This window comes from Streptomyces sp. NL15-2K, from assembly GCF_030551255.1.
Classification (GTDB): domain Bacteria; phylum Actinomycetota; class Actinomycetes; order Streptomycetales; family Streptomycetaceae; genus Streptomyces.
In genome coordinates this window covers 4,610,728-4,637,082 of record NZ_CP130630.1, presented here as the reverse complement: position 1 = coordinate 4,637,082, position 26,355 = coordinate 4,610,728, and the positions used below count along the sequence as shown (strand labels likewise).

At 70.5% G+C, this 26,355-nt stretch carries 25 protein-coding genes; 13 read left to right on the top strand and 12 right to left on the bottom strand.

Annotation, left to right across the window (positions count from 1 at the left end; genetic code table 11):
• Window positions 1–134 precede the first annotated feature (134 nt).
• Window positions 135–1,031 (top strand): Bax inhibitor-1/YccA family protein, encoded by an 897-nt coding sequence (locus Q4V64_RS20615; protein WP_124441659.1) that lies wholly within the window; start codon window positions 135–137, stop codon window positions 1,029–1,031.
• A gap of 287 nt (window positions 1,032–1,318) precedes the next feature.
• Here Q4V64_RS20615 and Q4V64_RS20610 read toward each other — a convergent pair whose 3' ends face one another.
• Window positions 1,319–1,549, bottom strand: a complete 231-nt coding sequence (locus tag Q4V64_RS20610; protein WP_109496416.1) for a DUF4287 domain-containing protein — start codon at window positions 1,547–1,549, stop codon at window positions 1,319–1,321.
• 104 nt (window positions 1,550–1,653) lie between these two features.
• Here Q4V64_RS20610 and Q4V64_RS20605 point away from each other — a divergent pair, with 104 nt between their 5' ends.
• Window positions 1,654–1,965, top strand: coding sequence for a hypothetical protein (locus Q4V64_RS20605; RefSeq protein ID WP_172629315.1), 312 nt, complete (start codon window positions 1,654–1,656; stop codon window positions 1,963–1,965).
• 58 nt (window positions 1,966–2,023) lie between these two features.
• On the opposite strand, the gene Q4V64_RS20600 is transcribed toward Q4V64_RS20605, so the two are convergent.
• The 3 genes from Q4V64_RS20600 to Q4V64_RS20590 all read right to left on the bottom strand — a co-directional run bounded on the left by Q4V64_RS20600 (window position 2,024) and on the right by Q4V64_RS20590 (window position 5,496).
• Complete coding sequence (locus Q4V64_RS20600) at window positions 2,024–2,806, bottom strand: hypothetical protein (RefSeq protein WP_124441660.1); 783 nt, start codon at window positions 2,804–2,806, stop codon at window positions 2,024–2,026.
• Window positions 2,807–3,101: 295 nt separating this feature from the next.
• Entirely contained in the window at window positions 3,102–4,322 is a 1,221-nt protein-coding gene (locus Q4V64_RS20595) for an acetyl-CoA C-acetyltransferase (protein ID WP_124441661.1), read from the bottom strand.
• A 148-nt stretch (window positions 4,323–4,470) separates the two neighbouring features.
• Window positions 4,471–5,496, bottom strand: coding sequence for an SGNH/GDSL hydrolase family protein (locus Q4V64_RS20590; RefSeq protein ID WP_124441662.1), 1,026 nt, complete (start codon window positions 5,494–5,496; stop codon window positions 4,471–4,473).
• Window positions 5,497–5,655: 159 nt separating this feature from the next.
• Between Q4V64_RS20590 and Q4V64_RS20585 the strand changes: the two genes are divergently transcribed.
• Window positions 5,656–7,044 (top strand): cystathionine beta-synthase, encoded by a 1,389-nt coding sequence (locus Q4V64_RS20585; protein WP_124441663.1) that lies wholly within the window; start codon window positions 5,656–5,658, stop codon window positions 7,042–7,044.
• Window positions 7,045–7,475: 431 nt separating this feature from the next.
• Here Q4V64_RS20585 and Q4V64_RS20580 read toward each other — a convergent pair whose 3' ends face one another.
• Window positions 7,476–7,913 (bottom strand): hypothetical protein, encoded by a 438-nt coding sequence (locus Q4V64_RS20580; RefSeq protein WP_172629316.1) that lies wholly within the window; start codon window positions 7,911–7,913, stop codon window positions 7,476–7,478.
• 91 nt (window positions 7,914–8,004) lie between these two features.
• Window positions 8,005–10,899 carry a glycoside hydrolase family 2 TIM barrel-domain containing protein gene (locus Q4V64_RS20575; RefSeq protein WP_124441666.1) on the bottom strand — a complete coding sequence of 965 codons (2,895 nt, stop codon included), beginning with the start codon at window positions 10,897–10,899 and terminating at the stop codon, window positions 8,005–8,007.
• 690 nt (window positions 10,900–11,589) lie between these two features.
• On the opposite strand from Q4V64_RS20575, the gene Q4V64_RS20570 reads away from it, so the two are divergent.
• The 4 genes from Q4V64_RS20570 (at window position 11,590) to Q4V64_RS20555 (ending at window position 15,289) form a co-directional block, all read left to right on the top strand.
• Window positions 11,590–12,423, top strand: coding sequence for an enoyl-CoA hydratase/isomerase family protein (locus tag Q4V64_RS20570; protein WP_124441667.1), 834 nt, complete (start codon window positions 11,590–11,592; stop codon window positions 12,421–12,423).
• 207 nt (window positions 12,424–12,630) lie between these two features.
• Complete coding sequence (locus Q4V64_RS20565) at window positions 12,631–13,446, top strand: oxidoreductase (protein ID WP_124441668.1); 816 nt, start codon at window positions 12,631–12,633, stop codon at window positions 13,444–13,446.
• Between the two features lie 171 nt (window positions 13,447–13,617).
• Window positions 13,618–14,646 (top strand): hypothetical protein, encoded by a 1,029-nt coding sequence (locus Q4V64_RS20560; RefSeq protein ID WP_253267105.1) that lies wholly within the window; start codon window positions 13,618–13,620, stop codon window positions 14,644–14,646.
• 52 nt (window positions 14,647–14,698) lie between these two features.
• Window positions 14,699–15,289, top strand: a complete 591-nt coding sequence (locus Q4V64_RS20555) for a TetR/AcrR family transcriptional regulator (protein ID WP_124441669.1) — start codon at window positions 14,699–14,701, stop codon at window positions 15,287–15,289.
• A 5-nt stretch (window positions 15,290–15,294) separates the two neighbouring features.
• Here the strand turns inward: Q4V64_RS20555 and Q4V64_RS20550 are convergent, their stop codons facing one another.
• A complete protein-coding gene (locus tag Q4V64_RS20550; RefSeq protein ID WP_172629317.1) occupies window positions 15,295–15,435 on the bottom strand; it encodes a hypothetical protein in 141 nt (46 codons plus the stop codon).
• Window positions 15,436–15,493: 58 nt separating this feature from the next.
• Here Q4V64_RS20550 and Q4V64_RS20545 point away from each other — a divergent pair, with 58 nt between their 5' ends.
• From Q4V64_RS20545 to Q4V64_RS20525, 5 genes are all read left to right on the top strand, one after another.
• Window positions 15,494–15,844, top strand: coding sequence for a DoxX family protein (locus tag Q4V64_RS20545; protein WP_172629318.1), 351 nt, complete (start codon window positions 15,494–15,496; stop codon window positions 15,842–15,844).
• Between the two features lie 132 nt (window positions 15,845–15,976).
• Window positions 15,977–16,528, top strand: coding sequence for a TetR/AcrR family transcriptional regulator (locus Q4V64_RS20540; RefSeq protein WP_303715598.1), 552 nt, complete (start codon window positions 15,977–15,979; stop codon window positions 16,526–16,528).
• A gap of 512 nt (window positions 16,529–17,040) precedes the next feature.
• The gene (locus Q4V64_RS20535; protein WP_172629319.1) at window positions 17,041–18,549 is read left to right on the top strand and encodes an aromatic amino acid ammonia-lyase; all 1,509 of its coding nucleotides are present in this window, start codon (window positions 17,041–17,043) and stop codon (window positions 18,547–18,549) included.
• On the top strand, window positions 18,546–19,484 hold the full coding sequence (locus Q4V64_RS20530) for a MurR/RpiR family transcriptional regulator (protein ID WP_253267107.1): 939 nt from the start codon (window positions 18,546–18,548) through the stop codon (window positions 19,482–19,484). The genes Q4V64_RS20535 and Q4V64_RS20530 overlap by 4 nt, the downstream gene beginning before the upstream one ends.
• Before the next feature lie 136 nt (window positions 19,485–19,620).
• Window positions 19,621–20,214 (top strand): hypothetical protein, encoded by a 594-nt coding sequence (locus Q4V64_RS20525; protein ID WP_124441673.1) that lies wholly within the window; start codon window positions 19,621–19,623, stop codon window positions 20,212–20,214.
• Window positions 20,215–20,245: 31 nt separating this feature from the next.
• Here Q4V64_RS20525 and Q4V64_RS20520 read toward each other — a convergent pair whose 3' ends face one another.
• The 5 genes from Q4V64_RS20520 to Q4V64_RS20500 all read right to left on the bottom strand — a co-directional run bounded on the left by Q4V64_RS20520 (window position 20,246) and on the right by Q4V64_RS20500 (window position 24,210).
• The gene (locus tag Q4V64_RS20520; protein WP_124441674.1) at window positions 20,246–20,620 is read right to left on the bottom strand and encodes a hypothetical protein; all 375 of its coding nucleotides are present in this window, start codon (window positions 20,618–20,620) and stop codon (window positions 20,246–20,248) included.
• A gap of 20 nt (window positions 20,621–20,640) precedes the next feature.
• Window positions 20,641–21,255, bottom strand: coding sequence for a roadblock/LC7 domain-containing protein (locus Q4V64_RS20515; RefSeq protein ID WP_303710941.1), 615 nt, complete (start codon window positions 21,253–21,255; stop codon window positions 20,641–20,643).
• Window positions 21,256–21,298: 43 nt separating this feature from the next.
• A complete protein-coding gene (locus tag Q4V64_RS20510) occupies window positions 21,299–22,153 on the bottom strand; it encodes a transcriptional regulator (protein WP_124441688.1) in 855 nt (284 codons plus the stop codon).
• Window positions 22,150–22,557 (bottom strand): hypothetical protein, encoded by a 408-nt coding sequence (locus Q4V64_RS20505; protein ID WP_124441689.1) that lies wholly within the window; start codon window positions 22,555–22,557, stop codon window positions 22,150–22,152. The genes Q4V64_RS20510 and Q4V64_RS20505 overlap by 4 nt, the downstream gene beginning before the upstream one ends.
• A gap of 198 nt (window positions 22,558–22,755) precedes the next feature.
• Complete coding sequence (locus tag Q4V64_RS20500) at window positions 22,756–24,210, bottom strand: diaminopimelate decarboxylase (protein WP_253267112.1); 1,455 nt, start codon at window positions 24,208–24,210, stop codon at window positions 22,756–22,758.
• 142 nt (window positions 24,211–24,352) lie between these two features.
• On the opposite strand from Q4V64_RS20500, the gene hutU reads away from it, so the two are divergent.
• A complete protein-coding gene (gene hutU, locus Q4V64_RS20495; protein ID WP_124441691.1) occupies window positions 24,353–26,017 on the top strand; it encodes a urocanate hydratase in 1,665 nt (554 codons plus the stop codon).
• Window positions 26,018–26,355 lie beyond the last annotated feature (338 nt).

The following is a 26,355-nucleotide window of genomic DNA, read 5'->3' as shown; positions in this document are numbered from 1 at the left end:
CCGGGAATCAGGGATCCGCGTAGCGTGTTGCGCAGCACGACGAGGGAAAGATCCTCCCCAAGCACTAGGGTCAATCCTTTGCCTACCTATTACTCTTGAGCCAAGGCCACGCAGGGTGGCCATGGAGGAGTGAAATGAGGAGCAGCAACCCGGTCTTCTCGCGACGGGGGTTCAGCCGCGACAACGGCTACGCGGGCTTCAACACCGCGCCGCAGGCCGGGGGCGCAGCTGTAGGCACGCAGGGCAACCCGTATGCGCAGCCGCAGGCGGGCAACCCGTACGCGCAGAACCCGTACGCGCAGCAGGACCTTCAGCACGGCGCACCGCCGCAGGCCCCGGTCACCACCGGCCGGATGACGATCGACGACGTCATCCTGCGAACCGGCACCACGCTCGGCATCCTGGTCGTCACGGCCGCGCTCGCCTGGGCGCTGCTGCCGGTCGACGACGCGAACATCAGCCGGTCGTACGGCATCGGTATCGGTGCCGCGCTGATCGGCATGGTCCTGGCGTTCGTCCAGTCCTTCAAGCGCAAGGCCTCGCCCGCGCTGATCGTGACGTACGCCGCCTTCGAGGGCGTGTTCCTCGGGGTCGTCTCCAGCATCGTCGACAACCGCATCGCCGACGGCGCGGCCATGCAGGCCGTGATCGGCACGCTGGCCGTCTTCGCCGGCGTCCTGGTGGCGTACAAGGCGGGCTGGATCCGCGTCAACCGCCGGTTCGTCGGCTTCGTGATGGCGGCCGCGCTCGGCTTCATCCTGCTGATGATGGTGAACCTGCTGTTCGCGGTCTTCGGCGGCGGTGACGGCCTCGGCTTCCGCAGCGGCCCGCTCGGCGTCATCTTCGGCGTCGTCGGCATCCTGCTCGGCGCCTGCTTCCTCGCCCTGGACTTCAAGCAGGTCGAGGACGGCGTCGCCTACGGCGCCCCCCGCGAAGAGGCGTGGCTGGCGGCCTTCGGTCTGACGCTGACGCTGGTGTGGATCTACATGGAGTTCCTCCGGATCATCGCGATCCTCAACAGCAGCGACTAGTCTCCGACGGTCGTGCACAAGAGGGCCCCGGCGCGTGCCGGGGCCCTCTGCCGTCTGTGCGCGCCTAGGGCCTGTCCGGCGGATCATGCCGCAGACGCGGGGTCTGGCACGCCCATCTGCCGCGTTGTCGTCGGTCGCCGACTCCCCCACTCTCGGCTTCGCTCGAGCGGGGGGACCCCCATCGCGTCGACTCCCTCCTCCGCCTTGCAGCTGGACGCACCAGACCCCGCTCACCGGCGCTTATTAGGCGCCGCCGAATTCCTGCGACCTGATCCGCCGGACAGGCCCTAGAGGAATTTGCGCGCCGCCCTCCTCAGGTCGTACTCGTGGACGATGGCCTTCGCGTGGCCGTACGCGAGGTTGTGTTCGTGGCGGAGCCAGCTGACCTTCTCCTCGAAGCGGAAGAGAGCCGGGCCTTCTTCGACGGTGCGCAGCCAGTCGGACACTTCACGACCGGTGCAGTGGGGGATGCGGGCGAGCATGTTGCGATGGGTCTCCTCGGAGAGGACGTGGGACATCGGCGCCTCCGGACGCAAAGGGGATGTAAGCCGGTCCTTCAGGTCACGGTGCCTGAGCGTTCGCCTGTTGGCAACAGTCTCGGTGCGAAGCGTAGGCTCGCGGCGTGGTGGATACGACGGTTCTGACCCAGGCTGTGGATCACTTCGCCGATCGTCTTCGGGCTGCGCCGCAGAGTCGGTTGCAGAGAGGGGCTGCGGCTCAAGCGCTGGAGTTGGCCAGGGAATTGGCGCGTCGGGCCCAGCTTTTGGAAGCGCCTGGGGTGGAGCCCCGGGTGATGCCGGATGCGGGGATGTTCGCGGCCGCGGATCAGATCACCGTTGCCGTCCATGACTTGGTGATGGTGATTTCGACTGAAGCCGAGGTGGAGGATGCGCTGGCCTTGGTCGCGGAGGCGCAGAAGAGGGCGGGGGTGTGACTGCTCCGTAGGCGACTGCGGGCGCGGCGGAGCCGCACATTGATACAGCCCCGCGCCCCTACAGGGACGCTATGACCCTGTCCGCCAGGATGTAGACCTTCTCCTCGCCGCACGTGAACGTCAGGGTGTACGCGCCTGAGATGCCCGAGCCGCCCAGCAGGATCGGCGTCTCGCCGGCGCGCAGGGCCGCTGCCAGGCGTTCCGCTGTTTCGCGGTGGCCGGGAGTCATGCACAGGGTCGTGCCGTCGGCGAAGACGTAGACGTCGAGGGTGCCCAGGGGGCCGGGGCGGACGTCGGCCAGTTCGGTCCGGGAGGCGGCCAGCTCCTCCAGCGTGGCGACCGTTCGTTCGTGGTCGTTCACCACCGGTGACGCGACCGGGACGAAGTCGGGGTGGGAGGGGTGGCGGCGGCGGGCCGCGGCCAGTTCCGGGGAGTCCCCGGCGAACTCGTCGGCGTCCGCGCCGTGCTCGGCGACCGGCTCCAGGCCCACGAAATCGGCCTGCCGGGGCAGGAACAGTTCACTGTCGGGCAGGCCCAGCAGCGAAGGCGCGTCGGAGCCGTCACGGGACTCCTGGGCGGCCCAGAAAGCCCGCGCCTCCGCGAGTTCGCGCTCGCGTTCCTCGGCGAGCGCCTCGGCCACGGCGGCACGTATCTCGTCGACATCGGCGGAGCGGCGGGCGGCCGGCACGCGGCCCCGCGCGGCCGCGGCGTTGTTCTGGGCGAGCTCGGCGTGCAGGGCGGCGACCTGTCGGCGCAGCACCATGAGGGTGCGCAGGACGGCGACGCCCACGGCGCCTGTGGCGGCCGTGGTGACCAACAACGCGATCGGCATGGCGCTCACTGACGTACTCCCGGTTCAAAGTCGACCCCCGACTTCCTACATCAGCTTGAAGGGCGGACTAACCCGCTGTCAGTGCGTAACGTCACGAAACGGACAGGATTTTATGCCCGGGGTTTGCTGCTGAAGTGGTCTTGACCTGCGAATATCCCTCTTCCGAGGGAGATAGGTCACATCCTGGGGGAGATTGGATCACAAATCGGCCCAGAACCTTGGTGATTCCTGGGTTCTGGGCCGATGGGTCACGCTGGGTTCCGAGTCGACCACGGAAGGGCTCCGCAGGGGTCTCGGTACGGATTCAGCTCAGGCGCTCGATGACCATCGCCATGCCCTGGCCGCCGCCGACGCACATCGTCTCCAGGCCGAACTGCTTGTCGTGGAACTGGAGGGAGTTGATGAGCGTGCCGGTGATGCGCGCGCCGGTCATGCCGAAGGGGTGTCCTACGGCGATGGCGCCGCCGTTGACGTTCAGCTTGTCGAGGTCGATGCCGAGCTCGCGGTAGGAGGGGATCACCTGGGCGGCGAACGCCTCGTTGATCTCGACCAGGTCGATGTCGTCGATGGTGAGGCCCGCGCGGCCCAGTGCCTGCTGGGACGCCTCGACCGGGCCGAGCCCCATGATCTCGGGGGAGAGGGCGGAGACGCCGGTGGAGACGATGCGGGCGAGGGGCGTGAGGCCGAGCTCGCGCGCCTTCGTGTCGCTCATGATGACGACCGCGGCGGCGCCGTCGTTCAGGGGGCAGCAGTTGCCGGCGGTGACCAGGCCGTCGGGGCGGAAGACGGGCTTGAGGCCAGCGACACCATCCATGGTGACGCCGGGGCGGGGGCCGTCGTCCTTGCCGACCACCGTGCCGTCGGGGGTCGTGACCGGGGTGATCTCGCGCTCCCAGAAGCCGTTCTTGATGGCTTCCTCGGCGAGGTTCTGCGAGCGGACGCCGAACTCGTCCATGTCCTGGCGGGTGATGCCCTTGGCGCGGGCGAGGTTCTCCGCGGTCTGGCCCATCGCGATGTAAGGGTCGGGGACGAGGCCGTCCTCACGTGGGTCGTGCCAGGTCGTGCCCTCCTGCTGGGCGACCTCGGCGGTGCGCGCCTCGGCCTCGGCGAAGAGGGGGTTGTGCGTGTCCGGGAGGCTGTCGGAGTTGCCCTTGGTGAAGCGGGAGACCATCTCGACGCCGGCCGAGATGAAGACGTCGCCCTCGCCGGCCTTGATGGCGTGCAGGGCCATGCGGGAGGTCTGGAGGGAGGAGGAGCAGTACCGGGTGATGGTGCAGCCGGGGAGGTGGTCCATGCCCATCTGCACGGCGACGATACGGCCGAGGTTGTTGCCCTGCTCCCCGCCGGGCAGGCCGCAGCCGAGCATCAGGTCGTCGATGTCCCTCGGGTCCAGCTCGGGGACCTTCGCGAGGGCGGCCTGGATGATCGTTGCGGTCAGGTCGTCGGGGCGGAGGTCCTTGAGGGAGCCCTTGAAGGCACGGCCGATGGGGGAGCGGGCGGTCGAGACGATCACGGCTTCGGGCATCACGGCTCCATTGGCGTACGGGGGTTGGGCGTCGTCGTCTGGGAAGTTACCGGTCCGTATGGTTCAGGTCACGCTTGTCGGTGTGTGACTCTGGCCGCAGTTTTCTAAGCGCTTGCTTTTTCGCGTAGTCCTCCATGCTCCGGGTCGGTCACGTCGACGGAGTCGCCGGTGTCGCGTCCGGCTCCGGGACCCGCCGCCGACGGCGCCGCTTGAGGAGCGCCCACGGCCCCTTCGGTCCTGTCGGCATCGCCGCCGCGACCTCCGTGCCGGCCTCGGACGCGGCCTCCGCCGCCGCCTTGGCCACCGGCAGGAAGCCCTCGCGACGGGAGGCGTCCGGGCGCTCCTCCTCCGCCGGCCACAGACCCAGTGTCGCGCAGACCGTCGGCAGTACCGCCATCGCCGCCGTCGCGTACCCCTCCGCCGAGGGGTGGTAGTTGTCCGGGCCGAAGAGCTCACGCGGGTTGGCCGCGAACTCCGGGCCCAGCAGGTCGCCCAGCGACACCGTGCGGCCCCCCTGCTCGACGACCCCGATGGTCTGAGCGGCCGCCAGCTGCCGCGAGGCCCTGCGGGCGAGCCACCGCAGCGGCTGCTGCACCGGCTCGATCGTGCCCAGGTCGGGACAGGTGCCGACCACGACCTCGGCGCCGGCCGTGCGCAGCCGCCGTACCGCCGCGGACAGATGGCGTACCGAACGCGTCGGCGGCATCCGGTTCGTCACGTCGTTCGCGCCGATCATGATCACGCAGATGTCGGGCACCCGTGCCGGGTCCGCCAGCGTCAGGGCCACCTGGCGGTCCAGGTCGTCCGAGCGGGCCCCCGGGGAGGCGACATTACGGAGTTCCACCGGGCGTTCCGCCACCGCCGCCAGGCCCGACGCCAGCAGCGCGCCCGGCGTCTGCCCGGCCCGGTGGACGCCCTGGCCCGCGGCCGTGGAGTCGCCCAGCATCGTCAGCCGCAGGGGCGGTTCACCGGGGGTGGTGTAGGTCCGGCCGTACCGGCCGTCCGCCTGGGGCACGTGCGCCACCGTGCCGTTGCCCACATGGCGCTTGGCCAGCTGCACCTCGGCCAGCAGCAGCCCCATGGCCGCCGCGCCGACCAGACCGATCCCGCCGCCGCCGTACGCCGCGCCGGCCGCGATCCGCCGGGCCACCCTCGCCCTCGACATGCTCGTCATCCGTCGCCGCCACCTCCGCCTAGCCCGTACATCCACTCCTTGCCCCGTACGGACCGTGGCCCAATCCCAACAGCGAGTGAACGACCGTCATGCGCCTCGTACAGGCCATAGGCTGGCGGAACATCACGACCACATCTTTTGCAGCATCCGGAGACAACGGTGCAATTCCACGACTCGATGATCAGCCTCGTCGGCAACACCCCGCTGGTGAGGCTCAACAGCGTGACCAGCGGCATCCGGGCGACCGTCCTGGCCAAGGTCGAGTACTTCAACCCGGGCGGTTCCGTGAAGGACCGCATCGCCGTGCGCATGATCGAGGCGGCCGAGCAGAGCGGGGAGCTTCAGCCCGGCGGGACCATCGTCGAGCCGACCAGCGGAAACACCGGGGTCGGGCTCGCCATCGTGGCCCAGCAGAAGGGGTACAAGTGCATCTTCGTGTGCCCCGACAAGGTGAGCACGGACAAGATCAACGTACTGCGGGCGTATGGGGCCGAGGTGGTCGTCTGCCCCACGGCCGTCGACCCCGAGCACCCGGACTCCTACTACAACGTCTCCGACCGGCTGGTGCGTGAGACTCCTGGCGCCTGGAAGCCCGACCAGTACTCCAACCCCCACAACCCGCTCTCCCACTACCACTCGACCGGCCCCGAACTGTGGGAGCAGACGGACGGGAAGATCACCCACTTCGTGGCGGGTGTCGGGACCGGGGGGACCATCTCCGGGACCGGGCGGTATCTGAAGGACGTCAGCGACGGCAAGGTCAAGGTCATCGGCGCGGACCCCGAGGGCTCCGTCTACTCGGGCGGCTCCGGGCGGCCGTACCTCGTCGAGGGCGTCGGTGAGGACTTCTGGCCGACGGCGTACGACCGTACGGTCGCGGACGAGATCGTCGCAGTGTCCGACAAGGACTCCTTCCAGATGACCCGTCGGCTGGCCAAGGAGGAGGGGCTCCTCGTCGGCGGCTCCTGCGGCATGGCCGTCGTGGCCGCGCTGCGGGTCGCCGAGCGGCTGGGCCCCGATGACGTCGTGGTGGTGCTCCTGCCGGACAGCGGTCGCGGCTACCTCAGCAAGATCTTCAACGACGAGTGGATGGCCGACTACGGCTTCCTGGAGGACACGGGACCGAGCGCCCGCGTCGGCGACGTCCTCGCCTACAAGGAGGGCGACGCCATCCCCTCCCTCGTCCACATGCACCCGGACGAGACGGTCGGCCAGGCCATCGAGGTGCTGCGCGAGTACGGCGTCTCGCAGATGCCGATCGTCAAGCCCGGCGCCGGCCACCCGGACGTAATGGCCGCCGAGGTCGTCGGGTCCGTCGTCGAACGCGAACTCCTCGCCGCGCTGTTCACCCAGCACGCCTCGCTCGACGACCCGCTGGAGAAGCACATGTCGGCCCCGCTGCCGCAGGTCGGCTCCGGCGAGCCGGTCGGGGACCTGATGTCCGTGCTGGGCGGGGCCGACGCGGCGATCGTCCTCGTCGAGGGCAAGCCGACCGGTGTCGTCAGCCGGCAGGACCTGCTGGCCTTCCTGGCCAAGGGCGGGAAGTAGCGGGAAACATCCGGTGAACGGCCCGTGTACGCGGCGAACTTGCGGTTTTCATGCGGAGTCGTCGACTTCGCTGAAGTGGTACGAGCGCGTCACGTCCGCGCAGCACACGCTTAACACGGGTCCGGCACATTAGTGGGTGTCGGCAGGGCGGGAGCGGCTCCCCGCCCCGGCCGACACCGAACGGCGCCAAGGACCTCCGGAGCGGCTCCCGGACCTCCATGGACGCCACGGACGCGTGAGCCCGGCCCTGACCCGGCCCGCGTCCTTCGCGGGGACCGCCGTCGTCCCGCCCCCCGTTTACGGGGGTGCGGCGGTCCCCGCGCACACCCCCTTTGCGGCTAAACCGCCGCCGCTCTCGCGGAGGTGGTTGCTCGCCGTCGTGGTTGCTCAATTGATGGTTGCGGGGGTCTTCGCTTTAGATGACGACAGGTTCAGTCTTCCCAGTCGGTGTCCTCGGAGGGTTTGTGGCGACGGCGGCCGAAGAAGCCGGGGTTGGTGCGGGTGGCCTGGACGACGTTGACGCCGACGATCCCGGCCCAGGCGACGAGCAGGCCGGGGAGGTGGGCGACGCCGCCGCCGATCGCGGACAGCGGGATCGCCAGGACCAGCGAGACGATGCCGAAACCGAAGCGCTCGCCCCAGGAATCGGTGGGCTGCGATGAGCGGGAACCCCGGGCCACCACCATCTGCTGCTCGGCGAGCTGCCTGCGCGCCCGGCGCTCGACCGCGCCGTCGATGCGCTGATCGACCTTCTCCAGGAACGAGTCGACCAGCGCGGACTCGTACTCCTCGCCCAGTTCCCTGCGGGCCTGCAGGGTGGCGTTCAGTTCCTTCTTCAGCTCGGTGTCCCGCGCTTCCAATCCGGTCATATGACCCACGGTAGGGAGCCGGAACGCCCGTCGCACTGGGGTTAGCCCCCCTGTTCCGGCGGGGGATCCCCCGTGGCGCGGGCGGCGCCGCTCACTTCACCGGCCCATGGCCGGCAGAGAGTGTGAGCCTCCATTCCCAGGCGTACTCGGTGGCCGTGAGACGGAACTCCGGGCGGGTGTCGGGGCCCAGGGCGGCCATGCCGACTCCGCGGTGGGCGACGTCCAGGTGGATGACCGTCTCCCCGCTCTGCGGCAGTTCCCACCAGTGGGCGGCCGCCTCGAGCTGTGCCGCGGTGTGCCGGCCGACCGTCATGTGCAGCGGCGAGTGAGCCGTGCGTACCGTGCCCGTGGGCCCGCTCAGCTCCAGCCGGGTGACCTCGCCGCGGCCGCCGTTCTCCGAGGGCACGATGTACGGCACGGCCAGTTCGTCGACCGGGCTCTCCCAGACGCCGAGCAGGGCGGAGGACCGGCGGTCCGGATAGTTCTCCCAGGGCCCGAGCCCGGTCCATCGCGCGTGCTCGAATCCCTCGACGAGGGTGAACTCCATGCCCACCCGCAGCCCGTCCCGCGTCCCCTCGGGAAGGACGACGTGCTCCGACAGCACCCAGTCGGCCTCACCGACCTGACGGACCGTCCGCCGGTGTGCGATCTCGTCTCCCCACGCGGTGCGGTAGCCGCCCTCGATCGGCGTCAGCTCGAAGAACCCGGAGCGCTCGAACCTGTTGTCCAGGGAGAAGGCACGGTCGTTGTCGGTGAGCGCCCGCCACAGGCTGAGCCGCGGCGGGGTCCGCAGCAGCGGGTGGCTGATCTCCTCGGTCCGGGCTGTGCCGTGCGGGAGTACCACCGGCCTGCGCGGGAAGGTCACCTGGTGGGCGGCGATCTCCGTGCCCGCGGGGGCCCAGCGACTGTCCTCGCGGGTGCGTACGGTCACCGTCAGCGCCAGCGCGCCGTCGAGCTGCTTGACGAGGTCGTCGGGGATCGGGACACGGGCCTCGCCCCGCGGTGCGACCGCGGGTGTCGGTACCGTTCGGGCGGCGGTCGGTCCCGCCTCCGTCTCCACTCGGAGCTCCAGTTCGTAGCCGCTCAGGTCGGCGAAGAACTGCCGGTTGCGGATCGTCAGCCGGCGGCCGTCCGTGTCGTCCCGGGCGACCCGGACCGGACTGAACAGGCCCCGCATCTCGTAGAAGGCCGGCTTGGGGGTGAGGTCGGGGAAGACCAGTCCGTACAGCAGGACCGGACCGTCGTTGGGGTGGTCCCCGAAGTCGCCGCCGTAGCGGTGACGGCCGTCACCGTCGGGATCGAGCGCGTGGTCCTTGAAGTGCCAGATGAACCCGCCCTGCACGCCCGGCAGTGTCTCGAACAGTTCCCAGTAGTCGGCCAGGCCACCGGTGGAGTTGCCCTGCGAATAGGCGTACTCGCACAGGATCACCGGCCGGTCGCCGTCGAAGGCCCGGAGCGCGTCGAGGTGGGGGTACATCGGGCAGACGATGTCGCTCGCACCATGTCCGCCGTGCCAGTCGACGGCGATGGCACCCTCGTACTGCACAGGACGGGTCGGATCGAAGCGGCGCGCCCATGCCGCGGCGGCGTCGTGGTTGGCCCCGTACCCGGTCTCGTTGCCCAGCGACCAGATGACGACGCTCGGGTGGTTGCGGTCGCGCAGCACCATCCGGGAGACCCGCTCCAGGAATTCGGGCAGGTAACGCGGATCGTGCGGGACGGTGTTGGTGAACGCGTGCGCCTCGATGTCGGCCTCGTCCACGACGTAGAAGCCGAGTTCGTCGGCCAGGTCGAGGAGGTAGGGGTCGTTGGGGTAGTGCGAGGTGCGGATGGCGTTGACGTTGAACCGCTTGAGCAACGACAGCTCGGCCAGCATGAGTTCCCGGGAGACCACCCGGCCGGTGCGCGCGTCGACGTCGTGGCGGTTGACCCCCTGGATGAGCACCCGCTCGCCGTTCACCAGCAGGTCACGGCCCTCGATCCGTACGCGGCGGAAGCCGATCTCCATGCTGGTGCGGTCGACCACGCTGCCGTCCGGCGCCACCAGCTCGACGTCGAGCCCCTCCAGATGAGGGATCTCCGCCGACCAGGGCCGGACCGCCAGGTCGCCGAGCGCGAAGGTAGCCGTGCCGGGCCGCACGGTCGGGTGGGAGTGGCTGACCATCATCTCCGCCGCCTGGCGCATCGGCCCGTCCAACGGCGCGCCGGACGCCTTGAGGCTGACCAGGCCCGAGAAGTCGAAATCGGCGGGGAGCACCGGCTCGGGCCGGACCGAGCGGGCGTCGGCGGGCCGGGGCACGGTGGCCGCCGCCCATCGCGGATTCACCGGTGCCGTGTGCGTCTGCCCGAGTACGACGATCCTGGCCGTCCAGCCCGACTCCGGCAGATGATCCAGCCCTTCGGTGAGAACCTCCACATCGAGGGCGCCCATCGCGGTCCGCGGGTCGTAGTCGGCGACCACCCGCACATCGGCGAGCCGGGTGTCCGGCACCGTGTACACATGGACCGGACGGCTCAGCCCGGACTGCCACCAGTGGTCCTGATCCTCCAGATAACTGGCGGCCGACCACTTTTCCACGCTGAGCTGGATCGTGTTCGGCCCGGCCACCACGGCGTCGGTGATGTCGAACTCGGCGGCCAGGTGGGAGTCGGTGCTGGTGCCCAGGTCACGGTCGTTGACGGTCACGTGGAGCAGGCCCTCGGCCGCTCCGACGTGCAGGACGGTCCGCCGCCCGGGGCGCGGCGAGAGCTCGACCACGCGCCGGTAGACACCGACCGGATTGTCCCGGGGCACCTGCGGCGGTACCTCGGGGAACGGCATCGGCACGTTGGTGTAGTGCGGTGGGTCGGCCTCCTCGCGCATCGTCCACAGGTCCGGCACCCGCACCGTCTTCCAGGTGCCGTGTGGCAGCAGCCGGAACTGCCACTCGCCGGTCAGGTCGATCGCAGGGGCACGGCGAAGCCCGTGCATGGGCATCCTGGTCATCACTGTCCCTCTCCCCGGGCGCTCGACGCCTTCTTCCTGCACCAGCGGGGCGGAGACGCCCTGGTGAGGCGCCCAAGCCCACTGAGCAAATTCTTACCACATGGTTGGCTTTCGATGGGCGGATAGTGCGTCATCCGTTCGCGAGATGGCCGGGTGGGGTGGAGGGCGGGACAGAGTGCGGCTAGCGGTCGCTCACCTCGCGCTCTGCGGGGCGAGCCTGATGTGGCGGATGACCTTTCGGTGGTGGGTGTAGGCGATGTGGAAGGCGACGCCAGAGTTCGGCGCGTGACTCGGCAGCTTCACCGAGCCCGTCGCCGAGGGCACCGGCACCGAACGCGACACGGCTCCGCGTCTGATGGCCGACGTGGCATCCGCCGCGCTGCGGACACGCAGCTGCGCGCCGGCCTTACTCCATCGGCCCCGTCGCACCAGTTGCGATCGCCCGGAACCACTGCCGGCAACCCGAGTTCAACGACGCCGGGCCATATCTTGACGGACACGTGACGGACACGGTGACGGACACGGTGACGGATCCGTTCTCCTCGCTTCCTCCGTAGCGTCGGGCGTGATCAGTGCACTCGCGCCCCCGCGTCTGCGAGACCTGGTTCTGGGCGTCGCCTCTGCCAGTTCAGGGCGCCCCGACGAACACGCCTCCCCGACGAACCGTCAGGGTCACCCTTGGAGCGAACGATGACGCAACCCAGCACGATCAGCGTGGAGCGGCTGACACCAGGAATCCGCAAGATCACATTCTCGAATCCACCGGTGAATCTCATCGTCGGAGAGACCGTGTCCCGACTGGTTGAGGTCGTCACGGAGCTGAGCGAGGACCCGCAGGTTCACGTTGCCGTCTTCACCAGCAGTACACCCGGCTACTTCTTCAACCACTTCGATCTCGACCGGGTTGCCGACTTCATGCCGTCCGATCCGGAGGCGACGCCGGCGTGGATCGATCTCGTGATACGGCTGTCCACAGCTCCGTTCATCAGCATCGCGTCCATCCGCGGACGGACCAGGGGCGGCGGGGACGAACTGGCCCTGGCCTGCGATCTGCGCTACGCCAGCCGCGAGCACGCGGTGTTCGGCCAGCCCGAGGTCGGCGGCGGGATTCTTCCCGGCGGCGGGGGCACAGAACACCTGCCCCGGCTCATCGGACGGGATCGGGCACTCGAAGCCATCCTCAGCAGCGATGACTACGACGCCGACACGGCAGAACGCTACGGATGGGTGCCCCGCGCCCTCGCCGACGCCGAGCTGGACGACTTCGTGGACGGTGTGGCGACCCGGCTGGCGTCATTCGACAAGGCGGCGCTGGCAGCCGCCAAGGCTCAGGTCAACCGGGCGACGCTCCCGCCCGATGCCGACCTGCGAGCGGCCTACACACAATTCCTGAACTCCCTGACCTGGCCGGCGGTCCGGGCGTTCCTGCCCCAGTTCGAGAAGCTCGCTGCCGAAAAGGGTCCCGAAGAGCTGGAACTCCGCTTGGGCCACTACCTCGGCATCGCACGTCAGGAGAGCCGGTGAACACCGGCTAGCCGACATCGACGGCGCAGCCGGCCGCACCGGCTGTCCCACCCACACCGCCTGACGAAGAACCCCGGCACTCGAGGGGGCACCGCCATCGCCGGACGTGACCACTTGCCAGCGGCTGACGAGACCCGTATGGTCGTACGAACGTAAGACATACGAACGTAAGACGTACGGACGTAATGCAAAGCAAGGGAGTTCGTGATGGCGGCAACTCGGCCGGTGGCGCTCGTGACAGGGGCCTCATCGGGGATCGGCAAGGAGACGGCCCGCGCCTTCGTCGCGGCGGGTTACGAGGTGATCGGAACCGGCCGCAAGACCTCCGGACTCACCCCGCCCGCCGGTGTGACGTACCTCGATCTCGACGTGGCCAGTGACGACTCGGCCACCGCCGCGGTCGCAGAGGTGCTCGACCGGTTCGGACGCATCGACATCCTGGTCAACAACGCGGGCATCGGCTCGGCGGGCGCCGTCGAGGAGAACTCCGTCGCCCAGGCCCAGAGCGTCCTGAACATCAACGTCCTGGGTGTCATGCGTATGACGAAGGCCGTCCTGCCGCACATGCGCGCCCAGGGCGGCGGACGCGTCATCAACATCTCGTCCGTCCTCGGGGTCGCTCCCCAGCCCTTCATGGCCCTTTACGTCGCGTCGAAGCACGCCATCGAGGGCTACTCCGAGTCGCTGGACCACGAGGTCCGCGAGCACGGCGTGAGGGTCCTCCTCGTCCAGCCCGCCTACACCAAGACCAGCTTCGACACCAACGCCGCGCAGCCCGATACCCCGCTGCCCCTGTACGCGGAGCGACGGCGCGACTTCGACGCGATGATCGCGGAGGCGATGGAGAAGGGCGATGACCCCGCCGTCGTCGCCAAGGCGATCGTCACGGCGGCCACCGACAAGAAGCCGAAGCTGCGCTACACCGCCGGCCCGCTGGCCTCACGCGTCACCACGGCACGCCGCCTCGTCCCCGCCGGGACGTTCGACAAGCAGATCCGCAAGAACAACCACCTGCCCGGCTGACACCCCGGTCCGGCCTCAAGGGCGCCGATTCCACCCGCATGTCTCCCATGCGCCCGACATCTCTGATGTCGCCGAAAGTCCATTGATCAGCCATTCGTTGATTTGCCAAGGAGAGTCATGCAGCAGCAACGCCAGCAAACGGCCCGGCGCGGTGCATCAAGCGCAAGGCGTTTGCTGAAGAGGAACGTCGGAATCGCGCTGGCGGTCACCGCGACGGCGGCCGTCCTGGTGTCGGCGCCGTCCGCGTCCGCAGGGACGGGACAGTCGTATGGCGGACCCGTTGTCACCGACGTACGGACCGCGGCGACGTTCGACTACGCCGGCGGCGAGATCCCCGAGAACATCACCGCCAACCCCGACGGCTCAGTGACCCTGTCCATGCTCGGCAGCTGCGCGGTGTGCGAGCGCACCCATGGGCCGCAGCTGATGCGCATCTCCCCGTCCGGAGAGCGCACGGTGCTCGCCACCGGGCAGGTGGGCGAGGCGATCAGCGGCAACACCCGTGGCAGTGACGGCACCGTCTACTACAGCTTGTGGGCCCCGGGCAACGCGGCCAGGAACGGCGTGTACAAGCTGCTTGGGGACGGTACCCCGCAGCGCGTCGCCGCTCTGCCCGCCGACTCGGGCCCCAACGGGCTGGCCATCGACCCGGCCGGACGCACCCTTTACATCGCGGACAGCCTCAAGGGCACCATCTGGTCCGTTCCGGCCTCGGGCGGATCGGCGACCCCGTGGCTGACCGATGCCGCTCTGGCGCCGGTGCCGAGCGAAGCCCTGCCGATCGGTGCCAACGGGCTCAGGTTCCACAACGGCGCTCTGTGGGTCAGCAACTTCAACAAGGGAACACTGCTGCGGGTACCGGTCACCGGCACCGGCGCGCCCGGTCCCATCCACCTCGTCACGGGCGGCCTGCCCAACATCGACGATCTCAGCTTCCTCACCCCCTGGTCCGATGTGGTGTTCGCGGCCCAGAACGGCTCCTCCTCGCAGAACGGCCCGGACAGGGTCGTGGTGATCTACCCGAACGGCACCTACAAGCCCGTCCTGACCAGCGCGGACGGTCTCGCCTCGCCTTCCGCCACCGCCGTTCGCGGCGACCGGCTGTACATCACCGACGGCGGCGTCCCCGAGCCCCACGACCCGAAACTGCAGACCGCCAGGATCAACTTCCCGGCTCTCCTCGCAGGCGCGGCACACTGACCCGACCAGGGCGGCAGCCGGGGCGCAAGCCCCGGCTGCGACGGAGGAACACATCGTGCGGTACACGAAAGAACACAAACAGCAGACAAGGCAACGGATCATCACGACGGCAGGCCGTCGGCTCAAGCGCAACGGCATCGACGGCTCCGGAGTCGCCACGCTCATGAAGGACGCGGGCCTGACCAACGGCACCTTCTACGCCTACTTCCCCTCCAAGGACGAACTCATCGCCACCGCGGTCGCCGACCAGATGCGCGCACAACACGAGAACCTCGTCACGCAGGCGGCACCCGGCCGCGCCGGACTCGAGCAGATGATTCGCTGGTACTTCTCCACCGAGCAGCGCGACAGCATCGAGGACGGCTGCCCCAACGCCGCCCTGCTCGACGAGATCGCACGCTCCACAGACGCGACCCGGCAGGCGTACACCGACGGCGCGCTGGTCCTCATCGACGGCTTCGCCGCCCGCCTGGCACCCCACGATCCGCCCTCGGCGCGTCTGAAGGCACTCAGCCTCCTCGGCATGCTGGCCGGGACACTGCAGCTCTCCCGTGCCCTGACCGACCGGCAGCTCGCCGACGAACTCCTCGAACAGGGCATCCGCAACGCCCTCGCACTGCTGGATGCCGAGCAGCACAACTGATCGCTTCAGCCGGTGACCTGTGTTCCGGGGAGCCGGGCCTGCTCAAGCGCCGCCAATGCCGTGACCCGCACCGCCCGGAGCAGCACACGGCCGTTGCCGCACATCGTCGACGGCAGCGGATCATCACGCTCATGACCGCGGCTCATCACTTGCCGCCCTGTATTCCGGACCGATCGACGGTCCCCTTCTCCCCCGGAGTTCTCCGTGTTCATCGCCTATGTCCTCCTCGCTGTCGTGCTGTCCCTGGTGCTGGTCTTCTCTGCCGTTCCCGACATCACCCGCGACCCGAAGGTCACAGAGGGGCTCAAGGCGCTCGGGGTGCCCGACAACTGGTTCTTGCCGCTCGGCCTGGTCAAGATCGCGGGCGCTCTGGGGCTGCTTGCCGGCATCGCCTACCGACCGTTGGGCATCGCGGCGGCGATCGGTGTCGTCCTGTACTTCCTGGGCGCCGTGATCACGCACGTCCGTGGAGGCGACAAGAAGGGAATCGGCATCCCGGCCGCCATCATGCTCTTTGCCGTGGCGCCGCTGGTGCTGGGGTTCGCGACGGTCTGATCGTGGCGCGTTGATACCACCGTTCTGAGTGCCGCGTACTCCGCCGCTCTCAGATCGCTTGGGCCTTGGGCCGCGCGGGACCGGACATGGTCCGGGGCCGGGGCGCCACGTCGCGTTTCGCAAGCACAGGCGATCGAGAACCGCAGGCGTGCGGTCGCCGCGGCCTCCCAGCTCTTCCGGGAGCGCGGCGTGAACGGCATCAGCGTCGCCGATCTGGTGAAGTCCATCGGGCTGACCACGGGCGGCTTCTACAAGCAGTTCTCCTCCAAGGGGGCCCTGATCGCCGAGGCGGCACAAGCCGCTTTCGGGGACCTTGACCTGCTCCTGGCGTCGTTCGACACGGCGCACGGCGATCACGGCACCGCGCGCGGCGCCCTCGTGGACTTCTACCTGTCGGCCGAGCACCGTGACCAGCCCGGCACCGGCTGTCCCACCGCGGGCTTCGCCGGGGACATGGCTCGCGAGGCCACAGCCGGGCAGGTGCGCGAGACGTACGCAGCCGGAGTCGAGGAATTCGCCGCGTGGCTGTCCACCGACACCAACGACGGCCTTCCCATGGTGGCCGCCCTGGTCGGCGCGATCCTGCTCGCCCGGGCCACGGCGGGCACGGAGCTGTCGGAGAAGATCCTGGAGTCGACCCACAAAGCCCTGACCGCACCACACGGGCTTGACCCGGAAGCCTGAACACAGGACGCCATCCGCACCAGTGGTGCCAACCGCCGCGACAACTCCTGCACGTCAGCCGCTGCCGGCAGAGGCGTCACCAGCGTGAGAAACGCTGCCGCAGCCCCTGCCGACGCGGGGCCGCACCCAACGAATCCGCTCAGGTGCTTGGTTCACGCGAACCGCGGGCAGCCACTGTGAACAGGGCTTCCCGAGAACGGAATGCGCGCAACACGTCGGAGGCCTGCCCCGCTGCGCCGGCATGACACGAGGCCGGTCTCCACCCGACGCCGGCAGGCGGAACGGACGGGCGTGGCTGCCGTACACCTCGACCCACTCCCGGCCCACCGATGCAGCCCCATCAGCTCGGCGACCCCATTCGAACTGGATCATGAGTTGTCCCTTGCCCGGCTGTATAACGTCATGCAGAGTTCTCGATAGGTGAATAGGTTGTCAATGCCTCGGCGTAATCCGAGGCAAGTGATGACCGGAAAGCAAGATCGGGCGTCCTTGTCGAGGAGGGTTTGGGCTTGATGTCGTCTCGGATCGTGGACGCACCGCGGACTGCGGGCTCTGCTCTTGTCGTCCTCGACGGGGTCGGCCTCGGCGTCACCGACGTCGTCCGTCTCGCCGACGGCGCCGCGCGGCCGGTCCCGGGGAGCGAGGGCATGCGACGCGTCGAGGAGTCCTGGGACGCCGCCCGCCGTATCGCCGCGACCGGCCGCGTCTACGGTCGCTCCACGGGCGTCGGCGCCAACCGGAACGAGGACGTGCCCACCGAGGCGGCCGCCGAACACGGTCTGCGCCTGCTGCGCAGTCATGCCGGCGCCATCGGCGAGGAGTTGCCCGCCCGGCAGGTACGCGCGATGCTCGCCGTCCGTGCCAACCAGCTGCTGGCCGGCGGCGCGGGCCTGAGGCCCACCGTCGTCACGGCCCTGTGCCAGGCGCTGGAGAGCGGGGCGTACCCGGTCGTGAACGAGTTCGGCTCGGTCGGCACCGGCGACATCGCCGCCCTCGCCCAGGCCGGCCTCGCGCTGGCCGGCGAGCACCCCTGGCGGGGGCCGGGCGCCCCGGAACCCCAGCCGCTCGACAACAACGACGCGCTGGCCTTCATCAGCAGCAACGCCCTCACCCTCGGCCAGTCCGCCCTCGCGCTGCACGAACTGCGCCGGCTCCTGGAGGCCACCCAGGTCGTCGGTGCCCTCTCCCTGCTCGCAGTCGACGGCTCCCACGAGGCGTACGCGGCCCCCGTGCACGCCGCCCGCCCGCACCGCGGCTCCAGCGAGGTCGCCCGCCGGATGCGGGAGTTGATCGGCGCCGCCGACCGGCCGACCCCGCCGCTCGGCCGCCTCCAGGACCCCTACGGCTTCCGCTGCCTGCCCCAGATCCACGGACCGGCCCACGACGCGGCCGACGCCCTGGAACAGGTCCTCACCATCGAGATCAACGCGGCCGCCGAGAACCCGCTGATCTGCCCCGAGGACCTGGCCGCCTACCACCACGGCGGCTTCTACCAGGCCCAACTCGCCCTCGCCCTGGACCACTTCCGACTGGCCATGACCCAGGCGGCCCGCCTGTCCACCTCCCGCCTGTCGACGCTCAACGAGCCCGCCTTCACCCGGCTCAGGCCCTTCCTCGCCGACCAGGAACCCGCCTCCTCCGGCGTGATGATCCTGGAGTACTCCGCCGGGGCCGCCCTCGGCGATCTGCGGGCCTTCTCGGCGCCCGCGTCGCTCGGCCACGCTGTACTCTCCCGAGGCGTCGAGGAACAGGCCAGCTTCGCCTCGCTCGCCGCACGTCAGACGCTGCGCGCGTGCGGCGCGTACCGTCTCGTCGTCGGCTGTGAACTCGTCGCCGCCGTACGGGCGCTGCGCCAGCGCGACGCCCGGCCCGACCCGGAGCTCGGGGTGGGCCGCGCGCTGGAGCTCGCCGAGTCGGTGCTCGACGAGGACCCGGCCGACCGCCCGCTCACGGGTGATGTGACGACGGCGGCAGCACTGCTGGACCGGTTCACGGACATCTGGAGAGGGAGCGAGTCATGAGCGCGGACGGGAGCGCGGACGGGAGTGCGGACGTGAGTGCGGGTGCGGTGGACAAGAGCGCGGACGAGAACGCAGGCGTGGCGGGCCGCGGCGCGGGTGTGCCGGACAGCCCCGCCGCGCGGCTGCAGGCGCTCTTCGAGGGGCACCGGCTGACGCCCACCCAGCGGCGCATCGCGCACAGCATGGTGCGGCGGGCCGCCGACGTGCCGTTCCTGTCCAGCGTGGAACTGGCCGAACTGGCCGGGGTCAGCCAGCCGTCGGTGACCCGCTTCGCGGTCGCCCTCGGCTTCGACGGCTACCCGGCCCTGCGCAAGCACCTGCGCGAGGTCGCGCCCGCCGAACCGGCGGCGGACTCGGGGTCGTACAACGAGTACCAGCAGGCCGTCGAGGCCGAGATCGAGAACCTGCGGCACCTGGCGGAGGTGCTGGCCGACCCGCGGCCCGTGCAGAAGGCCGGGCGTCTGCTCGCGGCCTCGCGCCCCCTTCCCGTCCTCGGGCTGCGGGCCGCTGCCTCACAGGCGTACGGCTTCGCCTACTTCGCCGCCAAGGTCCATCCGGACGTACGGCTGCTGAACGAGGGCGGCACGATGATCCACGACCGGATCGACTCCGCCGTACAGGCCGGCGCCACGACCCTGCTGTGCTTCGCACTGCCCCGGCATCCCCGCGAGGTCGTCGACGCACTGACCTACGCGAAGGAGGCCGGACTGACGGTGGTGACGGTCGCCGACTCCGCCTTCGCGCCGGTCGCCAAGGAGTCCGACCTGCTGCTGCCGGCCGCCGTCGGCACAGGGCTCGCCTTCGACACCGCCTGCGCGCCGATGCTGCTGGGCCGCGTCCTGCTGGAGGCGATGTGCGACGACCTGCCGGACGCCCAGGCGCGACTGGAGGAGTTCGACGCGAAGGCGGCGGCGCGCGGGCTGTTCGTCGAGTGATGCCGGGTGGAGCCGAGTGAATTTGGCGAGCTCTAAGACTCGTCTCACGTTCGCTCGCTAATCTGCGCGACCAGGACTGACTGTCAGGAATCGCAGTCAGGAATCGCAGTGCTGTGAGGCGACAAGGAGGCGGAACGTGGCACGCGGAGATCGCAGAGCTCATGGCCTGGCTCGGGTGGCTGTCGTCGTACGGGCCGGAGCCACGCCGATGTGGTGGCTCGGGGTGCTCGCGGCGGGCATCGGCGTTCTGGTGCCGGGCATCACGGGGCGGCGGATCGGGGTGATGGCCGGGGCCGCGCTGTTCATCGTCGCGACCGCGGCGGTGGCGTACTGGCGCCGCAGGCGCTACACCGACCTCGCCCGCTCGGCCGCCCGCGCCAGCAAGCACGATGTGCTCCAGGACCGTGCGGTGAGCGCGCGCAACTGGCGGCGGGGGCACCGCTGGTGGCTGCTGCTCGCTTTCCTGGCCGCGCTGGGCAGCGCGTTCGCGGTGCCCGCCGCGGGCGGCATGCTGCTCGCCGGATGCGGTGCCGGGCTGCGGCTGAAGGCCGCCTGGCTCGGGCGGCGCGAGCGGGCCGAGGACGCGCTGCTGTGGGTGCGCGTCGACTGGCTCGCCGCCAACGGTGGGCGCCCGGCCGGCAAGGCGGTCAAGGCCTACCGCAGCACGGGCATCGCGGCGGGCGACGCGGCCCCGGGCGGAGCACGCCGCCGCACCGCGGCCCTGGTCTAGCCGTCGGACCTGATGCAGCCAGGTCCAGCCGTCAGACCTCCAGCTCCTCCTCGATCCTTCGGAGCTGGTGGCGGGCCATCGCCAGGTTGGACCTCTTCACGTCGAGGACGAGGTAGAGGAACAGGCCGTTGCCGCCCCGGCCGCGGAGCAGGCGGATCAGGTGGTACTGGTCGGACAGCGTGATCAGGATGTCCTCGATCTGGCTCTTGAGCCCGAGGTGCTCCATGGTGCGCATCTTGGCGCGGACCACATCGGTGTTGCCGGCGGCGGCGACGTTGAGGTCGAAGCTCTTGCCGCCGCCCATCGTGCCCAGCGCCATGCCGCTGGTGTAGTCGACGAGCGCGACGCCGGTGGCGCCCTCGATGGAGGCGAGCGCCTCTTTCAGCGCGGTTTCGGTGTTGGCCATGACTGTTCCCTCGGTTCCTCTCAACTTTCGGTGGTGGTGCGCGCCACCGTCGGTGCGGTGGGCGCTTCGGTGGGCGGGGTGGGAGTGGGGGCTGGGGCTGGGGCTGGGGTTTCGGGGGGCTTGGAGCGGGGGGCGCGGGGGGTTCTGGCGCGCGGTGCGGGGGGCCTGGCGGCCGTCTTCGCCGGGGGCTTGGCAGGGGACTTGACCGGGGACTTGACCGGGTGCTTGGCAGGGGACTTCGCCGGGGGTTTGGCAGGGGGTGCCGTGGCGGTGTCGACCAGTTCCCCGATGCGGGTGGCCGCCCGGCGGCCCTCCAGATGGAGGCGGCCCACGTTGACGGGGTCCTGGGCCAGCAGGGTCAGGACAGCGGCAGGGCCCGCCGCGTACGACGCCACGCAGCCGTGCACGCCGCGTACGAGCAGTTCGCGGAAGTCCCCCTGGCCGGTGGCGTCCGCCAGCTGTGCGGCGAGGCCGCGTGCGGTCGTCGTGAGCGCGGCCAGGTTCTCCGGGTCGATGCCGGGGGTGTCCTGGGCGAGGACGAGGCCGTCGGCGCCGGCCGCGAGGGCGCCGGCGAGCTGGGGCACGCGGGCTCTGAGTCGGCGTAACTCCTCGTGGATGTCGCTCTCCGCTGCCATCAGGTCTCTCCTCTCGGCGCGGGTCCACTGCCGCTGCCGCCGCTCAAAGCGCCTCCAACGCATCCCTGAGCCTCTTCAGCAGCGTGATGTGGGGATCGGTGAACTCCGGCGGGAGCGGGTCGAGCGCGTCGAGCCCTTCCAGTTCGTTGAGTTCATCGGGCGGTTCGGTGCGGGCCTGCGGGCGGGGCGCGACGACACCGGCAGCCGCCAGCCGCCGTAGGTCCACCAGCGTGTGGAACGCCGGGCGGCCCAGGTCCCGGGCGATCTCCGTCGCCGTGCGGACATCGTCCAGCCGGGCCAGGACCGCCCGCTGGCGGGCGGTGGGCGCCGGGGGTGCTACGCGGTCCGCCCGGGTGAGCGGGGCGTTGTCCGTGGCCGGATCGGGCCAGATGTGGTGCAGCAGATCGCGGCGGCGCAGCGTCTCGCGCTCCACGGCGGCCACCGGCACCGGGCAGGCACAGCCGGGTCCGGCCTCGGTGCCGTAGCGGAAGCGGCCCGGGGTGCTGCTGGGCGCGAGGACGAAGTACGCCGCGTCGTACAGCGCGGTGAGCCGGCACAGCTCCAGGGCGCCCGGGGCGAGGTGTCCGCCGTCGACCAGGTGGTGGCCGGCGCGGTGCCCGTCGCCGGTCTCGGCCACCGCCTCCCGCCAGGCCTCGGCGTCCAGCGTGCCGCGGGCCGTGAGCAGGACGTCGAGGCCGGGGGCGGACGGGCTCTCGGCGTGCACCACCCGGCCCTCGGTGAGATGGAGCGTGCCGCGCTCCCGGACGAGGACGCCGGTGGCTCGCTCGGCGGCCAGCCGGGTCAGCATCGGCGAGACGCCGCCCCAGCCCCGGTCCCGGGCCGCCGCCTTGTTCCGCACGGGCAGCCGGGGCGGCGGAGGAGTCCGTACGGCGGTCATCCCAGCACCAGCCGTCCGGCCATCTCGCTGAGCCTGATGCGGGCCAGCGCGAGGTTGCCCTCCGCGCGGGTCAGCCACAGGTGCAGGCACACGCTGCTGTCGAAGGACGTCGGCACGAACCGGAGCACGTGGTAGCTGTCCCGGTTGCTGATGATCAGGTCCTCGACCGGTGGATCGGCGCCGTCCTCTTCGGTGCCGTCCCCGTCAGGGTCGGGCGCGAAGGCGTGCTGCTCGGCGGCGAGCCGGGCGAGCTCGGCGGCCTCCACCGCGGCCGCCTCCCGGTCGCCGCCCGGGGACTCCCCGACGATGCCCAGGGCCAATCCGCTCGTCCAGTCGACCAGTGCGGCGCCCCGGGCACCGGGCAGTCGCATGGCTTCCAGCAGGCACTCGTCGATTCCGGGCACCGTGGCTCCCCTCCCGCCTGGAGTTCGGCTGAGTGACCCCGAAACTACGCATCGTGTGGGGGAGGGGTGAGGCTTCTGGCATTTTCCAGTGGAACATGCGACGGGTGGCTAAGGTGGGTCAACTGGCCTGGTTTTCCAGGCGCGTTGATCAGTGCCAGTTGATCAGCGTCAGTTGATCAGCGGATGCTCCGGCGTACGTCAACGGCCCTCAGGCGCGCGGAGGGCGGTCAGCGCGCCCGCGTGCGCCCCTCCCGACTCGGCCACGATCTCCTCGACGCTCTGCGGCTCGCGTACGGTCGCGAAGGCGATGCCTCCGGCTCCGTCCGGGGCGAAGCCGTGGATCCCGGGCCGGGCGAGGGAGTTGTAGGCGTAGTGGTGCGCGAAGTAGTACGCGCCCGTGTCCAGCGCCGCCGCGTAGTCGCCCTGCTCCAGCAACGGCAGCGCGCGCCCCGTCGCCAGCAGGTCACCCGCGAAGCACGCCGGACCGGCGACGTCCTGCACCACCGCGGGCCCCTCCTTCGGCCGCCCCTTCCCGTCGTACGCGGCGATCCTCAGCGGCCACGCCCCCGGCGCGTACACCGTCCGCGTCGCCACCTGCACGCCCGCGTGCGTGACCGCGACCGGCCGCCCGCCGGCGCTCTTGGCGTACTCGACGCGGGCCACCACCGTGCCGTGCTTGGCCAGCAGCGACCTCCCGAACTCCGTCACCAGCCCGTACCGCCCGTCGAACAGTCCCGGCACCGCCTCCCGCAGCACGCGCGCGTACTCCGCGTACGTCGGTGTCGTCGCGTCCGACATGAAGTTCACCGGCAGTCCGCCGCCGATGTCGATCGTGTCGATCTGCGGCCGCCCGATCCGCCGGTTGATCTCCTCGGCGAGCCCGTACGTCTCCGCCACGCCCTCGGCCATCAGTGACAGCGGGATGCCCTGCGAGCCGGTGTGCGCGTGCAACCGCGTCAGCCAGGGGCGCACGGCATACGCCCGTACCACCCACTCGCGCGCCCCCTCGTCCCGCAGCGCCACCCCGAACTTCGAGGTCGCCGTGGCGGTGGACAGGGCCTCGATGGAACCGCCGCCGACCTGCGGGTTCACCCGGATCCCGAGGGGGGAGCGGCTGGGGGCGGACCTCATCAGGCCGTCGATGCGGTCCAGCTCCTGCGGATTGTCGGCGTTGACGGCGATCCCGAGCGCCAGTGCCTCCCGCAGCTCGGCCGGCGTCTTGGCGGGCGAGTCCAGGACCGTCCGGGCCGGCGCCAGCCCCGCGGCCCGGGCCAGCGCCAGCTCGCCCGGGCTCGCCACCTCGGCGCCGATCCCCTCCTCCCGCAGCAGCCGCAGCACCGGCACCAGTGGGGTGGCCTTCACCGCGAAGGCGTGCAGCACCGGCGTGCCGGGCGCGGTGACCGCGTCGAACGCCGCCCGCAGCGCCGCCGCCGACTCCTGAATGCCGGTGACGTCGAGCAGGCCGACGACGGGGGTGCCCGGCCCGAGCAGCCCCTGCTCCACGGCGGCCCGCACCGCCTCGTCCCGTCGGCCCGCCCGCGCGGCGTCGGAGCGGCTCTCGTGATCGCTGTCGTGATCGCTGTCGTGAACGCTCTCGTGATCGTCGTTGGCGTTGCCCACAACATCCCCCGTCATGTCGGTGCCTGCGTCCATGTGTCCAGCCAAACACAGCGACGTGCCCGCGCCGACGGGCCGACGTCCGGTTCCAGCTCTATTGACTAGCTCTATTCAGGGCGTCAGGATGTGAATATCGGGACTAACAGTCCACTGGGAGCAATCCGCTAGGAGGCAGACCGTGTCAGGACCCCGCCCCGTACGAGCGCCGCGCGGCACGGAACTGAGCGCCCTGGGATGGCAGCAGGAAGCCGCCCTGCGGATGCTGCAGAACAACCTCGACCCGGAGGTCGCCGAACACCCCGACAAGCTCGTCGTCTACGGCGGGACGGGCAAGGCCGCCCGTGACTGGCGCTCCTTCGACGCGATGGTGCGGACGCTCAGGACGTTGAAGCAGGACGAGACCATGCTCGTCCAGTCCGGCCGCCCCGTCGGCGTCATGCAGACCCACGAGTGGGCGCCGCGCGTGCTCCTCGCCAACTCCAACCTCGTCGGCGACTGGGCCAACTGGGAGGAGTTCCGCCGACTGGAACAGCTGGGTCTGACCATGTACGGGCAGATGACCGCCGGCTCCTGGATCTACATCGGCACCCAGGGCATCCTCCAGGGCACCTACGAGACCTTCGCCGCCGTCGCCGCGAAGAAGTTCGGCGGCACGCTGGCCGGGACGATCACCCTGACCGCCGGCCTCGGCGGCATGGGCGGCGCCCAGCCGCTGGCCGTGACCATGAACGACGGTGTCGTGATCTGTGTCGACTGCGACCCACGGGCGATCGAGCGGCGTATCGAGCACCGGTACCTGGACGTGAAGGCCGACTCCCTCGACCACGCGCTCCAGCTGGCGGTGGAGGCGCGGGACGCCCGCCGCCCGCTGTCCATCGGCGTCCTCGGCAACGCCGCCGAGCTCGTCCCGCAGCTGCTGGCCATGGGTGCCCCCATCGACATCGTCACCGACCAGACCTCGGCGCACGATCCGCTGGCGTACCTGCCGCTGGGCGTCGACTTCGACGACATGGCGTCCAGTGCGGCCAAGGACCCGGCGGGCTTCACCACCCGTGCGCGTGAGTCCATGGCCCGGCACGTCGAGGCGATGGTCGGCTTCATGGACGCCGGTGCGGAGGTCTTCGACTACGGCAACTCGATCCGGGGAGAGGCCCAACTCGCCGGGTACGAGCGGGCGTTCGCTTTCCCGGGCTTCGTGCCCGCGTACATCCGGCCGCTGTTCTGCGAGGGCAAGGGGCCCTTCCGGTGGGCGGCGCTGTCGGGGGAGGCGTCGGACATCGCCAAGACCGACAAGGCGATCCTGGAGCTGTTCCCGGAGAACGAGTCGCTGGCCCGCTGGATCAAGCTGGCCGGGGAGCGGGTCCACTTCCAGGGCCTGCCCGCGCGGATCTGCTGGCTCGGCTACGGCGAGCGGGACAAGGCCGGTGAGCGGTTCAACGACATGGTGGCGAGCGGGGAGTTGGCGGCCCCGCTGGCGATCGGCCGCGATCACTTGGACTGCGGGTCGGTGGCTTCTCCCTACCGTGAGACCGAGGCGATGCTGGACGGGTCGGACGCGATTGCCGACTGGCCGCTGCTGAATGCCATGGTGAACGTGGCGTCGGGTGCCTCTTGGGTTTCCATCCACCATGGCGGTGGGGTCGGGATGGGCCGGTCGATTCACGCCGGGCAGGTGACGGTGGCCGACGGGACGAAGCTGGGCGGGGAGAAGATCCGGCGGGTGCTGACGAACGACCCCGGGACGGGTGTCATCCGGCACGTGGACGCGGGGTACGACATCGCGGAGTCGGTCGCCGGTGAGCGGGGCGTGCGGGTTCCTATGCGCGAGGGTGGCGACGCGTGATCCAGCGTGATGGTGGGCGAGGCGGCAACGCTCCGGTGGGGGCTGAGCCCTCGTCGCCGGGCGCGGGTCCGGCTGTGCCCACCCGTCCCGCCCTGCGGAACGACTGCCCACAGCCTGCGGGGGGTGGCGGCGCGCAGTCTGTGGGTGGCGGCGGCCCACAGCCTGTGGGGGGCGGCGCGCGGTCTGTGGGTGGCGACGGGTCGCAGCCTGTGCGGGGCGATGGCGCGCAGCCTGTGCGGGGCGATGGCGCGCAGTCTGTGCGGGGCGATGGCGCGCAGTCTGCGCGGGGTGACGGGTCGCAGCCTGTGGGGGGTGACTGCCCACAGCCTGTGGGCGGT

Excerpts from the sequence above, each read along its gene's own strand:
- Q4V64_RS20615 (WP_124441659.1), top strand. The coding sequence starts at position 135 with ATGAGGAGCAGCAACCCGGTCTTCTCGCGACGGGGGTTCAGCCGCGAC.
- Q4V64_RS20610 (WP_109496416.1), bottom strand. The coding sequence starts at position 1,549 with ATGTCCCACGTCCTCTCCGAGGAGACCCATCGCAACATGCTCGCCCGC.
- Q4V64_RS20595 (WP_124441661.1), bottom strand. The coding sequence starts at position 4,322 with ATGCCCGAAGCCGTGATCGTCTCGACCGCCCGCTCCCCCATCGGCCGT.
- Q4V64_RS20590 (WP_124441662.1), bottom strand. The coding sequence starts at position 5,496 with ATGACGAGCATGTCGAGGGCGAGGGTGGCCCGGCGGATCGCGGCCGGC.
- Q4V64_RS20580 (WP_172629316.1), bottom strand. The coding sequence starts at position 7,913 with ATGACCGGATTGGAAGCGCGGGACACCGAGCTGAAGAAGGAACTGAAC.
- Q4V64_RS20575 (WP_124441666.1), bottom strand. The coding sequence starts at position 10,899 with ATGACCAGGATGCCCATGCACGGGCTTCGCCGTGCCCCTGCGATCGAC.
- Q4V64_RS20570 (WP_124441667.1), top strand. The coding sequence starts at position 11,590 with ATGACGCAACCCAGCACGATCAGCGTGGAGCGGCTGACACCAGGAATC.
- Q4V64_RS20565 (WP_124441668.1), top strand. The coding sequence starts at position 12,631 with ATGGCGGCAACTCGGCCGGTGGCGCTCGTGACAGGGGCCTCATCGGGG.
- Q4V64_RS20550 (WP_172629317.1), bottom strand. The coding sequence starts at position 15,435 with ATGAGCCGCGGTCATGAGCGTGATGATCCGCTGCCGTCGACGATGTGC.
- Q4V64_RS20535 (WP_172629319.1), top strand. The coding sequence starts at position 17,041 with ATGTCGTCTCGGATCGTGGACGCACCGCGGACTGCGGGCTCTGCTCTT.
- Q4V64_RS20530 (WP_253267107.1), top strand. The coding sequence starts at position 18,546 with ATGAGCGCGGACGGGAGCGCGGACGGGAGTGCGGACGTGAGTGCGGGT.
- Q4V64_RS20520 (WP_124441674.1), bottom strand. The coding sequence starts at position 20,620 with ATGGCCAACACCGAAACCGCGCTGAAAGAGGCGCTCGCCTCCATCGAG.
- Q4V64_RS20515 (WP_303710941.1), bottom strand. The coding sequence starts at position 21,255 with ATGGCAGCGGAGAGCGACATCCACGAGGAGTTACGCCGACTCAGAGCC.
- Q4V64_RS20510 (WP_124441688.1), bottom strand. The coding sequence starts at position 22,153 with ATGACCGCCGTACGGACTCCTCCGCCGCCCCGGCTGCCCGTGCGGAAC.
- Q4V64_RS20500 (WP_253267112.1), bottom strand. The coding sequence starts at position 24,210 with ATGGACGCAGGCACCGACATGACGGGGGATGTTGTGGGCAACGCCAAC.